Annotated in this window: 7 protein-coding genes; 2 read left to right on the top strand and 5 right to left on the bottom strand. The window is 53.3% G+C overall.

The annotated features are described in order from the left end of the window. Nucleotides 1-143 precede the first annotated feature (143 nt). Nucleotides 144-5,111 (top strand): hypothetical protein, encoded by a 4,968-nt coding sequence (locus R3C20_03295; GenBank protein ID MEZ6039503.1) that lies wholly within the window; start codon nt 144-146, stop codon nt 5,109-5,111. 243 nt (nt 5,112-5,354) lie between these two features. Here the strand turns inward: R3C20_03295 and R3C20_03290 are convergent, their stop codons facing one another. Beyond that, entirely contained in the window at nt 5,355-6,398 is a 1,044-nt protein-coding gene (locus R3C20_03290; GenBank protein MEZ6039502.1) for a hypothetical protein, read from the bottom strand. Nucleotides 6,399-7,253: 855 nt separating this feature from the next. Here R3C20_03290 and R3C20_03285 point away from each other — a divergent pair. Next, nucleotides 7,254-8,699 (top strand): sulfatase, encoded by a 1,446-nt coding sequence (locus tag R3C20_03285; protein ID MEZ6039501.1) that lies wholly within the window; start codon nt 7,254-7,256, stop codon nt 8,697-8,699. A 38-nt stretch (nt 8,700-8,737) separates the two neighbouring features. Here the strand turns inward: R3C20_03285 and R3C20_03280 are convergent, their stop codons facing one another. The 4 genes from R3C20_03280 to R3C20_03265 form a co-directional block, all read right to left on the bottom strand. Continuing rightward, nucleotides 8,738-9,934, bottom strand: a complete 1,197-nt coding sequence (locus tag R3C20_03280; GenBank protein MEZ6039500.1) for a hypothetical protein — start codon at nt 9,932-9,934, stop codon at nt 8,738-8,740. A 313-nt stretch (nt 9,935-10,247) separates the two neighbouring features. Further along, nucleotides 10,248-10,727: a Rid family hydrolase gene (locus tag R3C20_03275; GenBank protein MEZ6039499.1), complete on the bottom strand. Its 480-nt coding sequence runs from the start codon at nt 10,725-10,727 to the stop codon at nt 10,248-10,250. Nucleotides 10,728-12,783: 2,056 nt separating this feature from the next. After that, on the bottom strand, nt 12,784-12,906 hold the full coding sequence (locus tag R3C20_03270; protein MEZ6039498.1) for a hypothetical protein: 123 nt from the start codon (nt 12,904-12,906) through the stop codon (nt 12,784-12,786). Between the two features lie 3,422 nt (nt 12,907-16,328). Further along, nucleotides 16,329-16,490 (bottom strand): hypothetical protein, encoded by a 162-nt coding sequence (locus tag R3C20_03265; protein MEZ6039497.1) that lies wholly within the window; start codon nt 16,488-16,490, stop codon nt 16,329-16,331. Between the last annotated feature and the right edge of the window lie 130 nt (nt 16,491-16,620).

Below are 16,620 nucleotides of genomic sequence, written 5' to 3'. Positions count from 1 at the left end.
CCCATCGATCCATCATCTCCATGCCGAGATGAAATCAGTTGGCCGCCCACAATCTTCGCGCCAACCACAAGAGTCTGCGCCAACCACAAGAATCACTGAATCACACACGTACCATCCCTGGTCTTTCGTTGAGGATCAAGCAGATGCCAAAGCCAGAACAACTACTGGAAGCCGGTGCCTTACTCGCCCCAAAGACAAAGCTGAAGGACGCAGCAGGCATTGACGAAGTAAGCGCTCGTGCTTATCGACATCCGGCACTCGGAGATCGTGTCGTTGTCCGACTTACCCCGGACAATCTGGCCGCAGGCGACGATCTGACGCTTTCATTCCTTGGCTTTGCCGAACCCGATGTGACAGGCCCCGTGGCGGTCCGACGACGACAGGCTCTGGGGTTTCCGGAATGGGCCCTGGTTCACGACCCTGCTCATGCTCGCTACGCACTGGACATGGTGAAGGAATTCAAGCGAGAAGCACGTCGGGCGAAATCAAAACCCGGTCATGCCTGGGATGCGTTCAGCGAAATCGCGAAGTCTCTGGGAAAAAGCGTGGCCCATTTCCTGCCCTCGTTCTGGGAACAGGTTGGGCGAGAATTCATCGCCATTGACAATTCGACGTATGCATCGCGAGCCTTCGGCAAAGCGCGCGAAGCAGAACGCGTGCATGGACTGAAGGTCGATGAAGCGATTCGAAGAGACGCATTCCTGGAATTTGCTCTGGCCGGATGTGTCAGCGCCAGCGCCATCAATGACTACGGCAAAGAGCTGCAGGCCGCGGGCGAAGCGGGCGAAGCATGGTCCATCATTCGGGACCTGAGTGTGCGGCGAACGCTTGGCGGTCTGCCTCCATGGAAAAATATGTGTAAGGATCTTGCCACACTTGCCAAAGCGGCAGGATTGGATGTGGATACTGAGATACAGCAAGTCGTCAGGGAGCTGCTGGAGTCTCCGGCAATGCCTCGCACCAGCATGGGATTCTGGCAGGTAGCCTCGAAATGGGTGCAGTCGCTCGCCGAAAATGATGATCAGGCCGCTGGATTGCTTCTGAATATGATTCCCAAGTCAGGTGGTTATGGACAAAGTGATGCATGGACATGGCTCAACTACCTCGAAACCTGGGGAATCCTCGATAATTCCTGGAAGGATGGCGTTTCAGAGCAAGCTGGTCCGGTTGGCAGTCCGGCGGAGTGGTTGTCAAAGCTCTGCGCGGTCGGTTCGCCAAGTCAGGTTTTGTTTGACCTGGTTGAGCGGATGGCGGATCGACTCAAGAAAGATGACATCAGAGTATACCCATATGAAGTGAATCGCTGGAACAAACAATTAAATGCCAACATCGATCTGCTTGATCATCTGTTGGCGCTTGGTATCCCGATTGCCGATCCCGAGGGTGAACTCAGGCTGTCGATGTACAGCTGGTTCCGAGTGCACGACGACAACGCGAAGAACCGGCCTCGCGACCCGGTCATGCTGGCACAGGATCCACGATTCTCTGTGGCACTGATGGACGCTGTCCGCGAGTCAGTCGGTGTGGCAGAATTCGAAGCAGCAGCCACGGGTAAGAAAGCGATGCTGGAAGTCCGGCGCAACTGGTTATTGTCCGAAATTGAAAAGTTTGGCAAAGCCGCATTGCCGGGATTTGAGGATGCGTTCTCAACCATCAACGGCAAGACGACCACAGCGACCTGGCAGGAATTTCCGGAGGCATTTGAACGACTTCAGGAAGCAAAGGTTGCAGCAGCATTGCACCGTTCGCTGAAAAACGGACTGATGGACGAATACGGATGGCCTGCGCTGGAAGCTGCCTTTGAACACTTTACCGGGAAATTCTCGATCTCCGCTCCCCGGGAAACTGCCAGCGACGTCAAACTGTTCGGCGCCTACCCTTATGCCGTGGTCACGGATGGAATCGCAGCGATTGTTGTTCGAGGAAACGAACGCGTCGGAGAGTTTGAGTTGAAGCTCCCTAAAGGCGAGCCGCTAAAACACGTCGAATATATCGACGGTGACCTGCTGGTCACGGCAGGAAAGAACTATCGCTGCAAGCAATTCTGGAACAGGAGTCCGGGGAAGAGTTGGGAGACCTGGGAACGAGACAATCAGGGTTTGCAGGGGTTCGCCATCGACGCACGGGGTGGCGGAGCCTTTACGGGCGAGAAAATTATTCACGCTGGAGAACCTGAAACTCGCGGCATTGGCTCGAGTTCAAACTTCTTCTTCGACGGCGAACACTACTGGGCCACAGGCTGGGATCATGCTTCCCAAACGGAAACCTCCTGCGAACTTGACCCCGTAAAAGGGGAACAAGGTCGTCGGTCTCTACCCGGATTTCTGGAAGACTTCATCGCACCGGATACCAGGTTAATGCTGCACCGATGCAGCCTGTTTCCATTGCCTTCCGGAATCCAGCATTCCCCCCTTGGCCAAAAAGATGGTCTGTGTGGGTTCCGTGCCAGAAAAGACAGTGTGACCTTACAATTTACGGCGGAAGGAATAGACGGGCGTTCCATTTGCACTGGCAAAGATGATCTCTCCTTTCAAGCGCTTCTGGATCAACCAGGCACAACACAGAAACTCCCGATTGAAGGTGTGGAGGGACGCTGGAGAACGGCACCGCACCTGGCTTTTCATTCTCCGGATAATCAGATTGTCACCAGCCGACCCGAATTCGATCCAGGCATGTACAACTCGGGACAGCCTGCCGGAGTCCCCTGGCGCTATCTCAACTTCTTCGAAGTTCGGGACGAAACGGCCTCGAAAAAACTACGCAGCATCAGCCTGGACGATACACAAACTCTGCTGGATGCAGCATCAAAAGACATCGAAGCGATTGCGAGCAAACGCGAGGCAAAACAGGGTAAGAAGGCAGAAAACCCGACGTACCCGCTGCTCGATAAAGCCATCGGCAAACTGTTGCCCAGGCTGAAATCGCCGCGTCTGCATGCCGGAATTCGCGGAATCATCGTCGGTGCGATCCAGCTTCAGCTCTCGCTCGAAAAAGTCATCGCTCAATCCGATCCCAACAGAGTCCAGCCCACGAAGATTACAGTCACCAATGCCGACGCAAGTGTAGTCCATGTACTGAACATGCTCCAAAAGCGTTCGTACGGAGCCGAGTCCGTTTCGTTTTTCAACGAACTGGCAAGCATCGTCATGTTTCTGCAGGGAGAATCAGACGATATCACGGCCCCAGATTTTACGTGCGGAATATTCGGCGAGATTGTCTCAGAAAGTCTGCTCAACGCATGGCAGCTGCAGTGGTTTGCAAGAGACGACGGGGATACTAAATGGCTCACGTTTTATGAGGCTCTGCTGCAAACGGGCGCGCTGAGTCTGACGGGACGACTGCGTCAGTTCTCGATCGATGAAGATAGTGACCCCAAATTCAGAAAACTGCTCGAGGACGCCGTCGGAGGACGCCATGACGATATTGATGATCGAGAAGCTGCGACTGCTCTGCAACACGGAAACAGCAAGTTCGTGATCACGCGGGACTGGCGTGGATTTAACGTCGTCGAATTCTCAAGATCCGAGACATTTCATCCCGTCACCGGAGTCGACAGCAACGAAGAAACGCAGCCCCTTGAGCTCAGCGATATCCAGGAATCAGTGCAGCAGTTCATTGACCTGTGCAAAGACCAGCCACCAAAGATTCCATCGGCCGATTTTTTTGCGGAAGTCGCGGAGGGCATGAAGCTCAAGCCTGCAATCGTCGCTTACATTTGGTTCGGCTATCCGCATTTTGGAAGATACGGATCGGATCCAATTCCTGCGTACCTTCGAGAACCCGCTGGAATCAAAGCGAGGGAAGGAAAAGCAGCAAGGGAGTTCATACAATCTTTACCCGAAGAATCCCGGACGCGATTGCGGCATGCTTTGCTTGCGGGACCAATCGCTTCTTTCAGCCACGACCCACCAAACGAAATGGCGGCAAATCTGAAGAAGGCCTGGGAATCCATTCGTCCTGACTGCATCGAATTGCCGGACAGCCTGACAGAACTGCTGACACATGGGTTGCACGGAGACAGTCGCACCGTCTTTATGGAAGCACTCAACAGACCTGATGACGCAGAAATCCTGAATGCGAAGGCAAAGTACTCCCTTCAGTTCGACGCAGACGGCGACTTTGGAGGCGTTGGAACGGGCAAAAAAGAAGAACAAGAGTTCAACGAGCTCTGGCTGCAACTGGCCACTCATGCAGTGGTTCGCCTTGCATACGAATTACCAGTGGGAGATCCAGCCTTAGCAAAAATGGCAGGAGTCCTTGCCGCCGTACAGAAGGCGACCAGCAATCCAAACCTGTTAATTTCGTTGGGCGAGACCTATCACTACAACGACAAGAACGAAAACAAGTCAAATGAGATCGCAACAAGCATCGTCGGTAGGCTGAAGAAGACGAAGAACGTTCTGACCGGAGAATCCGGAGGGCTGACAGTCGTTGTCAATAATCGACGCCTTTCGCTGCTGATCAACCCCACGAAGCTGAAGAAAGACACCGATATCGCAACAGTACGCAGCCAAATGCAGGCCGCGCATGGAGACTACGATTCCCTGAAGTTCGAAGCTATCGATGCATTGAAGTACCTGCGTTCAAAAGACATCGCCAGTCTCGGCAATCGACTCAAGAAGTCGCCCGTTCCGGCCGGTCAATATGAAGCGAACCCAGCACTTTCGGCTGCCGAAACTGTGAGTGAGGTCGCAGCGAAACTGAAGATCAGTGCGGAAGCGGCAACGTATTATCTGCAGTTATTAACGCTGCCAGATCCAACGGACAAGAACATCAGGACCTGGAATGGATGGACGCCATCGGCAATCACGAAGGCTGCAAAAGAACTTTTGGCCCGGGAACTCATCGTCGAAGCAAAGCGAGCAAGAGCAGGTCGCAAGTACTTCCTGCCCGGCGGATGGGAAGAACTCAAAGCCCCGTATTTGCCAATCGAAACGTGGAAACTTCCTTTGTTCGATGTCACGCGAGACGAAAACCAGAAGGTTCAGTCGCTGTTTCTCACGTTGCTTCCGCTCAAACCAGTGCACGAACTCTTCGCCGGGGCATGGCAGAGAATCTGCGAAAACGACATCCCACAGTATGAAGAAGTTACACGGCGCAAAAAACGCTGAGTTACCGTCTGTTCCGACGGCCCAATCCACATCGAAACAGACAATCCCGGGAGTCTGATCGTCGACACGTCGACACCGTCGAACGCTTCACATTCTCACACAGTAATCTGAGGTTCCTGTAATCCTTTCAGCGACAGAACTGTACGCATTTGTTCAACGGACCATTTGGACGAGCGGCCACATAATCTCAACTCCGATGTTTCCTGTGTTGGGCAGGAAAGTGTTGCCGGCAGGAAAGTCGAATCAATTCGGATGGCTGCCGACTGCGATGTCTGGTCCAATGATTTCTGTGATGTAGGCGGGAAGCTCAGGAGTGTTTCGCGCGGCGTGTTCCGCCAGCTCCAGGGGTTCAATCACGTGCACCGCTTTCGCCGTTTGTCCCTCTAAAGATGTGAAATCCGTTTTGCCCATGATCACGATTCCACCCTGGGGCTGAAAGCTCTCTCCGGCAACAATTTCAACGGTGCTCCAGCCTGTCGCCAGAGCTTTCGACGTTCCAAACTCGACCAGCAATCTTGATTCGTCAACGACCTGAATGACGCGCAGCGGCCCCGCAAAGCCTGCGTCGCCAACTTTGGGCGGCTGCTCGTCCGGCGATGTAAAGAGTACTCGCCGTGGCGGGCCGGCCTGAACAAACGCCTCGATTTCATTTCTCAGCATCGCGGACGGCTGTTCGTCGTATTCGCGTTTCAGCAACAACAGTGCCGCGAGGAACCGGAGGTTTCGTTGCTTGTAATACTTTTCGACCGCGGCGGAGCGAAGCAGAGAACGATCGGCTTCGGTGACTCCGGTACCGACCAGTGGAACGTTCACTGGTTGATACTCGGTGCCGCGGCGAGCCAGTTCTTGCTCAATATAATGCTGATCTTCATCACTCAGAGCGAAGATGCTCGCCCAGTCCGATTTGCCCTGACCGTCCCGTAACTCAACTTTTCCACTCTCTACCGCAGCCATTGTTGCGACGACAGTTCGCCGACCATCGCGGCTGATCCACACTCGCGCCGAAGACACCGTGGAATCCGAGTCCGCGGCCTCGATAGCTTTTGGCTTTGATTCATGAGCGTGCTTTTCAGAGTCCGTTTGCAGCTCCGTCGCTGGAGCAGCGCCGACAACTGCAGATTTGGGAGTTGCGGATTTGGGAGTTGCGGACACTTCGATTCCCGATTCGCCACCACAACCCACCAAGACCAGAGGGATCAGAGCGATCACAGTACGAAGACCGTTCGCCTGCGCACGTGATTTCATCTGTATTGCAGCATCGCTCCCGGGGATTTTTGTAAGAAGCATGAGAAGGCCCTTTGGGAAGTCGGAAGACGTTGGAGGTACGGCGTATGGCCTCGTTGTTGCGCGATTGAAAGCCGCCTGGGAAGACGAATATGCAGAATCGTCGGGGAGTTCTTTGATGGAAAACGGTACGTCTACATGTTGGTAAACAAAACATTGCCACGCTTCTAACGAGCCGGATAAATTGCGTCAGTGGATCGACAGCATGTTAGATTGCTGTCCAGAGCAAATCGCGATCACAAACATCCTACTTCAGAGTGCAAGTGGAATGGTACCTGGAATGGCCCAGGGTACTCGCTAGAGGATTCTTTTCTCGGCCGCCCAAAGCAACGTTCAGATGGCTGACGCAGCAAGCTGTTTGAGAGACGGAATCCTGACCACTGTTCTGCATGGCTGTCGAACCTTTCGTGGGAATGGGTCATTGTTTCGAAACCAACTCATCCCAGGAAACGCAGTCCTCTTTTCCCCGCCCGTCACACATGAAAAACACCTTCTTTTCGCGAGCAGGCCAACGGCTCATTAGCCATTCACTCCACTCGCCTTGTACAATTCCGCTCCGGTAGCCATCTCGGATCTTCTGGTGAAACAGCATTAGCTGTCCGTTGAAAACCGGGACGGTCACGCAGGACGACTGGAAACTGTCGCATTCTAAAGTCTCCCGCTTGAGCCAGTCCCGTTTTCTTACAGGCTGTTAGGTTAGATACTGCTCATCAGGTTGCGTCAACCACCTTTCGTAGACGCACCCCCCGGCAATACTCTTCACCGCGCACTTCATCTCACGAAGAGCCGAAATCCCCCACGGGATGCGTCGGCCCGGTCACGAATTCAGGTGCCATTCCATTAGACAGGTTTGAAATTGTGAAAAGACTACTGTTCGGTTTCGGCGTCGTCGCAATATGGCTGGCTGGAATATCATGCAATTCCACATTCGCAGATAAGCCGAATGTCGTCATCATCTTCATCGATGATCAAGGCTACGGTGATTTGAGTTGCTTCGGATCAACAACAATCCGCACACCGCACATTGATCGACTTGCCCGCGAAGGGCGTAAATTCACGAGCTTCATGGTCGCCTCGCCTGTGTGCACGCCATCTCGTGCAGCGTTACTCACGGCCTGCTACCCAAAACGTGTAGGAATGCATCAACACGTCCTGTTTCCAACATCGAACAAAGGGCTGAATCCTTCAGAACACACGATCGCGGATCACTTGAAGCAACAGGGATACGCAACGGCATGTTTTGGAAAGTGGCATCTTGGACATCATCCAGAGGTACTACCCACGTCGAATGGCTTCGACCAGTATTTTGGCATTCCTTATTCCAATGACATGAATCATCCGGATAACAAAGGCAAACCCAAAGGCGGGCCTGATGGTATGGATTTGCTTTGGAACGATCCTGATTCTTCGCTGACCAAGTGGAACACCCCCCTGTATGAGAATGAGGAGATTATCGAGCTCCCCGTGGATCAAAGAACGGTGACGAGGCGGTACACGCAGAAGGCCATCGAATTCATCTCAGAGCACAGGGACGAGCCATTCTTTGTCTATCTCCCACATTCGATGCCGCACATCCCGCTTTATGTTCCGGATGATGTCCGTGATGCCGATCCACGAAATGCCTACATCAATACAGTGGAACACATCGACGCGGAAGTTGGTCGCCTGCTGGACCACCTTGACGAACACAAACTATCCGACAATACCTTTGTGATCTACACGACGGACAATGGTCCATGGCTGCAATTCAAGCATCATGGCGGTTCTGCTGGTCCATTGAGAGACGGCAAAGGAACGACGTTCGAAGGTGGTCAGCGAGTACCCTGCCTGATCCGGGGGCCGGGTATTCCCGCTGGAACGGTTTGCCATGAGTTGACTGGTACCATCGACGTCCTGCCAACAATTGCAGCCATTACGAACACTCCACTGCCCTCGGACAGGGAAATTGACGGACTGGATGTCTCTGCGCTTTGGATGGGAACGGCTGCGAAGTCGCCGCGATCCGAATTCATCTACTATACGTCGCAAGGCGTGCTGGAAGGTCTGCGTCAGGATAACTGGAAGTTGCTCGTAAAAGCTCCACCCGCTTCACGCAATCAGAAAGGGAAGTCGGGAGTAATCGGAGAAAGCCAACTGCTGCTGTTTGATCTCGATCAGGATCTGGGCGAAAAGCAGAACCTTGCGGCAATGCGTCCGGAAATCGTTACGAAATTGCAGGTCCGAATGCAGGAACTGGATGACGAGATCACACGAAATGCCAGGGCTCCATGGACAAAGGCTCCCGGTGACATTCAGGCTCGTTGAGATGGGCCTCGCATTCGCTGTGCATCTGTGAACAGATATCAATAGCGAAGGATGAGGTCCATGGTGAATCGATCGTCGATAATGTCTTTGCGTCCCGTCACCGGTTTTTCCCAGGCAAACCCGATCTCGGTGTGAGCGGATGGTTTGAATTTGATGCCCAGTGCTGTCGTGACGACGTCATTTGCATTGACGCCAATGGCCCCTCGGTTGATGAGGTCCAGTCCCTCAAAACCACCCGCTGAGACTGTGCCGTCGTTCGTCCAGTGATACCAGTTGCATTCGCCAAGCAGATAGAATCCGGAATTGCCAAGCCGTTTGTCGATGTGGTTTGACCAGTAAATTGAGGTGCTGTCAGAATTCTGGTCTACAGGAAGACGCCATCCGCCAGCCATCAGGTAGTGCCAGTCTTTCGCAATCTCTCGTCCGCTCGTCATGAACAAATTGAATTCGCCATTCCCTCGAGTTGTACGTGCATCAGAAGACCCGGACGGCATGTCCAGGGTGGCTCCGAGGCTGACCAGAGATTGTCCGGCAACGTCCCGATACAGGTTGTATTTGAATCCCGCAGAGATATTTGACCATCCATCATCAGCCAGCGCGTTACCGGATGTCGTGTAGCCGGTTTTGTTCACGATAATCGATACGTTTTCGCTGACAGCTGCGCGAAGTTGCAGGCCAAACCATTGCATCGTTCCACCATTGATGCCACCCGGGATCTGGTTATTGATGTAAATGAATCTCGCTTCTGTGAGCGTTCGAGGATCTTCGAAGAAAACGGGGTTGGTCATCGGGCTGATGAAGTGCCGGAAGCAGTCGTCGCTGCGTCGGAAAAGCCCCAGGAGCCGTTCATCGCACGATGCCCCGAATCCATTGCAACCTTCGCCACAATACTCACCGCAACCGTCACCGCAGAAATCGCCCACTGGATAATCCGGGTACTGTCCAATGATGGACATGTCTCCACATACGTCCGGTGTCGAGCATGCGACTTCAGGCATCGAGTAAATTGGGGCTGCACAGACTGGTGCTTCGCAAACCGGGGCGGCACAGATTGGTTCAATACCACAGATGTCTGATGGAGGCATCATGCCAGAATAATCACCGAAGCTTTCTCCGCAACCATCAACGCAACCCGGCACGGCTGCTGAACTCAGTCGCCCCGCTCCGAACAAGCCTCCACCAGCAGTTGCGGCGGGCATCAGGATGACGCTTGCGAGCAGAATTCGAATCAGCATTGTTTTACCTCGGTACATCAGCCCAATCCGTTTAGGGTCGCGCAGAACAAAGTTCGGTACGAACCCGGTCTGGTCACCCTGGCCCTGAAGCGCGCGTAGACGCCTATGAGAAATATGGATCGACCATCCGTGCGAAGAAGTTGGGATTTGCCGGGTTGTAACGATCAGAGAAAGACGATCTGTTGGGCAAAGCGTTACGGCCGGGCAAAATCTGCCGCGGCAGACCCATCAATGGTTGCCGGTCGCTTCCAGGTACGCGGCAAATTCTGCCGGACAATTTCGGAGGGAGGGCTGTCTTTCCGGAAGCGACGCATCAATTCGAAGCCGGGGCCGCAATCATATCGATCGAAAGTCCACTTTGTTGAACTGGCATTCCCAACACCATGGCTTTTGAGGCGGCCGGAGGATGAAGGGGATCATAAATCCGGGGCCTCAGTTCATTGAGCTTCTGGCTGGCGGATTCCGTCGAAACGAAGTAAGTCGCCTTCACCAGATGGTTCATGTTGCTGTCGGCTGACTCCATGATCTTTTTCAGCTGCTGGAAGATGGAATTTACTTCGTATTCAGCAAGTTCAGCAGGATCAGAGACTGAAGCGGCCTGCAATCGTTCACCCTGAATACCTCCGGTGTAAACGGTGCGACCGCGATTGATCCTCGCCACTTGCAATAAACGGGTGACTTCGTCAGCCACGGAACCCAGAGGTGTTCGACGATCGGGGCGTTCGGATTTGCCGGGCCGCCCCGCCACCAGCTCGATCTCAATGGGCGTTGTCTTCTCTGCCCTGATTTCCATTCAACTGCGCGCGGAGGATGCGTGCCAACAAAGAACTCCCGAAACTTTTGGACTGTATGACGCCGACATCAGCCATCGGCAGTGATTGAAGGCTTTCAACTGAACAATGTCCTCGCTTGAACGTCCCAGTGAGTCCAGTGTTCTCTCTAATCCTCAAGGGTGCTCAGCGTTGCCTGCGCAAGCGAGCAGAACTTTCTGCCTGCCCCGATACATACAGTCGAGCTGCCTTCCGGCAGCACCGACCAATCCTGGTTTCGCTGTACCTTTAATTGTGAGTTGGTTTCGGAGGTGAAGTTTTTCGGCCCGAGATGGTTGGACTGCGATCACGTCTATACCCAGCAGCGCTGTCCGGGTCCGCGTACGCGAAATCACGGGGGAGATACAGGGGCGGAGCATCCGTGGCATTGGCCATTGCCTGTCCAGCTCGGCAAGAACTTCTGAGGCGAGTTCCTGACTTCGGATGGAGACATTAACCCGCACGACATGCTCTGCCGAAGTGCCTGCTGATGCCAGACGATCTGCCAGGTTTCTGAGCGTCGAGGAGACCTGTTGCCTGTGGGCATGTCAGCTGCCGTCAGTGTCGGCAGGATTAAGCTGGTATGAACAAGGGGCACATCATCCATGACGCATGCCACGCAATGGCCGCGTCGATGCGGCTTCCAGACGCTTGATTTGGTTCCCGAAAGCCACAGCCGATTGAGCTGAATGACAGTGGATGTCGAGGAAAGACCAGTAGACGAATGCCGGTGCCACATGTCTGATTCATGAGTCGTCTCAATTTATTTTTTTTGGGGCTGCGAGGGCAAAGGAAATTACGACGACGAAGTGGCGGTAATCAGCTTGCTGCCATCACCAGCTGCACGAGTTCGGAAAGATCAGCGACACCCATTTTTTCGAAGATGCTGCTGCAGCGGCTTTCGAGCAAATGTTAATGACCCCATTTCGAACGCAACGGCCTTGTTGGTTTCGCCATTGACAATCAGCCGAAGCACTTCCTGCTTCACTATCGAGTCAAGGAGGCCAGTCGTTCCTGCGAATCCCGCAAAAGTGAACTCGCTTCATTAAGCCAGGAACTCCTTGTCCCTCCTCTGGAAGTTGGCTTGTTGATGGCCTCCCGAGTGACGTGTTTGAAAAGGTTTCTCCAGCAGAGATCGCAAACACGAATGGCGCCTGAACCGTCAGCTGAGCTGGCGTATAAGCGTCATGTCGATGACGTGTTAGTGACGCCTTTTGAACGAAGCGTTTGCAGGTCAACCCCCGTCATCCTTGCACAGCATCTTGATGGTCCGGCAGACAGGCTGGCTCAGACCATTGTAGTGTTTCAGAAACTCTTCGGCCGATCGTAGCCTCAGTGCATCGCCATCTGCGATACCAGGCCGCCATGGCGATTCTCGGCGTGGAATCGACATCATCGTCGACGATATAGATCACAGGTTCGCCATTCATTCCCGCTTGCTTGTTGGGATTGTAAATTCAAAACAACCGGTACCATTCTCGGGGACAACGGCGGATACGACCACCATTGGCATCTATGATAGATCTGCCAGATGGCAAGTCCCACTCCCATCCCTTCAATTTTCGATGTAACAAACGATTCGGAAGATATTGCTCGCCACTTCCGGAATTCCTGGCCCGAATCATGACGGTGACGGTAACAAAACCGTCAGTCAACCGGCTGCCGATCCGCAGCGTTCGCGTCTGCCTGCGGATGACGTTCGACTGCGTCGGCGTTAGTGAATCAGATTGACCAGAACCTGCTCAATCTGAACCCGGTCCGCGAAAACCATCGGAAGGTCAGCCGGGCAGTCGATATCCAGCTGGTCGGGATAGCGTCTCTTGTACGTATTTCCGTCACCATCACGGCTTCGTTGATGGCATCGACGATCAGGAACGGTTCGCCCTTGATCGCAGACTCTGAACGTTTGAGCCTCTTGGACGATGGCATTAATTCGTTCCGTCTGCCTGGAAATTACGTTCAACTCAGATCCAGCTTTTCTCAACTTGAATCTGGTCCATCCATTCTGGTCCATCATCATCATGGCGTATGACGAGAAGTTCAATCGTCGCCAGCGGTTGATTGATCTCGTGCGATGCCCAGAACCATTTCGCCAAGCGTCGACACACGAGCGAGATGGGCCAGCTGTTGTTCTTTTTCATGCAGTTTTCGTTGGGGCTTCATGTAGCTAAAGGATGTCGCGTCCAACCGCCTGAAATCCGATTCGTCCATCGGAGTCGGCGGCACGCGCCCGGCCCCATGCTTCCAGTAATCTGAGCTTGAGCTGGGTCGGATCACGCTCGAGCTTTTGGAAATGCGCTCAGACTGCACATCCTGGCCTGGAAAGTTTTTCAACGATGCGACAACGTCCTCCTGATCATCTTGTGATGCGAAAAATACGGCTGGTTCAATCAATTCATCTGCTGTCGCAATCGCTTGGTACCAAATATGCCTTGTTCGCGAATGTAATTTTGCCCTGACGGAATCGAACAATCATCTCCGATTGGTCCTGGACGATGGAGCTACATCGCAACTCACTCTCTTTCAGGCATTTCCGCCTGTCGACGTTCTACGATTTCACTTTGCAGTTGGGCATTCAGTAAGCGAAGTTGCCCGTTCGCTCGGCCACACGGCGTTCCGAGACACGCACCTCAAGCCATTCCTGTATCTTTCGAGGTTCGTGATACTCTCCTCGCGATACAGTCAACTGCCTCTCCGATGCCTCGACGATTGCGGACTGAAACAAAGCGAAATTGAGGTGCCCGAGAGTGCCATCCGCATGCGACGAACTCGGACACGCCCACTGCAACCTGGGAATTGTTCGCCCATTTTCAGTCGTCGGTTCGGGCACGACGGAAGATTTCCTGGCGCAATAGAAAATCATTCCACCTCTTGTGAATCATGTCCTCCGGCTTATATCCAAGAACCTGTTGAACCGGACGGGCTTACAAAAGTAATCCGTTTGCCGCCATTCAGGACTGGTGAAGAGTAAAGCTCATTGAGTCCTTCGACCAGCCATTGGTATCTTTCCTGTGACTGTTTGAGATCTGACGTTTGTTCTGAACGACGTGTTGAAGGGCGTTGACCTGACGTCGAATTGTGTCGTCCCCATTGCACCAACCCCCGGTAACGAAGGCCAGACCAATACCATATAACTCACGCACGGCTGGGATGCATACCACGGAGGAGCGACAGAGAAATGGATTCTTTGGAGACAGCCCAAGTTTAACGCACGACTTCTGGCTCGGGCTTCAAACGTATAGCCCCCCCCGTCGGCAAGCGCGTACTTTCGGTATTGCTGTTCCGGCTGATTTTACCATTCCACCATTCGTCGCTAGTTTCAGTCGGTACTGACATTGAATTTGTCGCAAACAGATTTCGAGATAAGGACGCATACTGGAAAACGTACGGATTCTCCCCCAAAGGGCACTTCGCTTCCGTCAAACAACATCCTGATGGAATTGTCGCGCGGCTGAGCGGATTTTCTCGTTTTCTGTTTCGTCGTTCAGGTCGCGTGAATTCGGACGCCGGGTGTGCCCATCATTCGGGGAAATTCAGGCGAATCGACCCAATTGCCGCATAGTCAACACCGGAAATCGTGTCGCTGGCCGCTGAGACGAAATGATGGCTGCAACAACATCTCCCGGCAGACAATCCCACTGGTCAACCGGCCTCACCATTTGCCCTGAATACGCATTAGTTCTGATTCATTCGTCGCCAGCCAGAGATTGAGCCGCGGGTCGACTGTCAGTGTCGAAACAATCCTGGCGTTCAAGGAATTTCAGTTCATCCGATATTGGCACGAAACGAGTGAATACATCTTCCTGATGGGACTGGGCCCACAACCTGGCGTTGGACGCGAAGAGAAGGCGATCTTTCCAGAACACCATTGAGCTGCTTCGTGTTGAATAGATTGCTGGGTAAGATACTGAAGGTTTTGATTAACCGTCGATACATTCACCGCCGCTGCTCTGCGGGGGCAATCTTCCGTGCTGGTGAAGACCGGATGTCTGGACAGATTGGACGCGGTAAACCCGACGATTCGAAGCAATCGTTGATATATCCGTCTGAAACCAAATTCCGATTCATCTGGAATCTGGTGATTCGTGTCCACGCGCAACGTCCCTTTGCTCCGGCAGGTTGCCTGTGCTCAATTGTCCGTCAGTCTTCTGGAAGATGAACTTGAATCCGTGCGCTAACAGTGAGCTTATGCTTCCGGGAAGATAGACGCCATTTGTAAGACACGTCTGACATCGATCTGAAATGTCAGCTCACTCATCCCTGACCATTCGTGAGGACTTAAACAGGAGCTCGCCCTCGGTGGCAGACAGCATCCAGAGAGTGGTGAAAGATCCCTGGTCAGTCAGGGCACCGGATTGTTTACCGGAGATTGTTGAACTCTCTAATTTCGTCCAATGAAAACAGTAGCTGATCCCGATGCTCGATCCATTCGACCCGATGGTCCGACGCAGCAAATGCTGAAGTTTGGCCTTGAAGATCGATTGAGCTAGCGGCCTCAGCTGACGCATTGGAATCACATCACGTTGCCCTTGTCGACACCCGCGGTCTTTGCGGAACAACACTTCAATTAATCGCAACCGATGTAGTTCTTTGATTTCGCGCATCGGCATTGAAGAACACGCCATTCTCAGTTGTGGACGCGCAAATCGGTCCTGGAAATGATGACCTCCTTGACTCACTGTGTGACTGCAGCGATGGCTGGCCGGCGTATCCTAGAATATAAATCGATTCGTTATGGCATCGCAAAGCCTGCTCCACATCACTAAGACGTCTCCCTGCCCAATTCCGTGTGAGCCCGATGAAAGAGTTCGTAGTGGATCACCGTTGCCGCAAGGATTCTGACCCATCGACTGTGACACTTGCAAGACCAAGATCGGTTTGCGCAGTGGCCACCCTGCCATCAACGATTTCGTAAGACGCACCTCTGCCGGTGCCGCGACAAGATGCTGTCTGAGCGTCCGTTTTCTGAAATCTCCAGGCGGGCAAAATACGGACACCACTCTTGAAAAGCAGAATGCCAGAGCATACCGATCGAGACCAGAATTGGAATATGTTCACCGTGGGTACCTGAATCTATTACGGCAATGCGCTGCGAACGGATCGAACTGGTACTCCGCTGCAAGGATCGATTCGCACGTAGCCGGAAAAATCGTTGGTCATTCCGGCAAGGATCAACCCGTTCGGCGTGAATTGCACTGACCAAACCGCCAGCTGCTCGGTTGGGTTAATCAGCTGCCAGTGTTCGCCATCGTATGAGCAGGCCTTCTCGACGTCACGGCAAGCAGCCCATCCCGACCGGCGGCCACATCGTTCGCTGTCAGGATGCCGTTACAATCGGTGAACGTACAACTTCAAAAAAGGAAAGCCCGGTTCCAGAGCCGCAAAGTGACGGTGCAGTGACAGTCAACCAGAGAGGGAGGTGAGGAAATAGATAATTGCTGCAAAAGATCGCAAATGACTGGGCGAAGATTGAGATCACAGTTACTCTGTAATCTGGAAGATCATGAAATGCACCGCAGACCCAATGTTCATTATCCGTCAGGCCCATGTCAAGCTAATCAGCACTGTTCAGAAGTTGCCGGTCCTCAATTCTCGCGCGACGGGGAGTGGAAAGTACCGCCCACCAGCGCATAAGGAGCGTAAAGGGATCGTGCATGGTTTGAAATAATGCCGGGAAAAACCGCATCAGGTATGGAAATCGCCCGGGCATTCGGGGCGACATCGACAGATAATCTCAGGACTTGCATCTGCTCCGCCCTTCGCTTCAACGGAAACAGTTTTCATCAATGACGTCCAGCCGTCCAGCAATTGCGACCCATCTGATTAAGGATTCTGCCCAAAGTGCTGTAAGTTTCATGGGCGGCAAGGAGGTTCGAA

It is taken from the genome of Planctomycetaceae bacterium (assembly GCA_041398825.1).
Lineage (GTDB): Bacteria > Planctomycetota > Planctomycetia > Planctomycetales > Planctomycetaceae > F1-80-MAGs062.
Note: the sequence above shows the minus strand (reverse complement) of the source record. Positions and strands in the feature narration are given on the sequence as shown.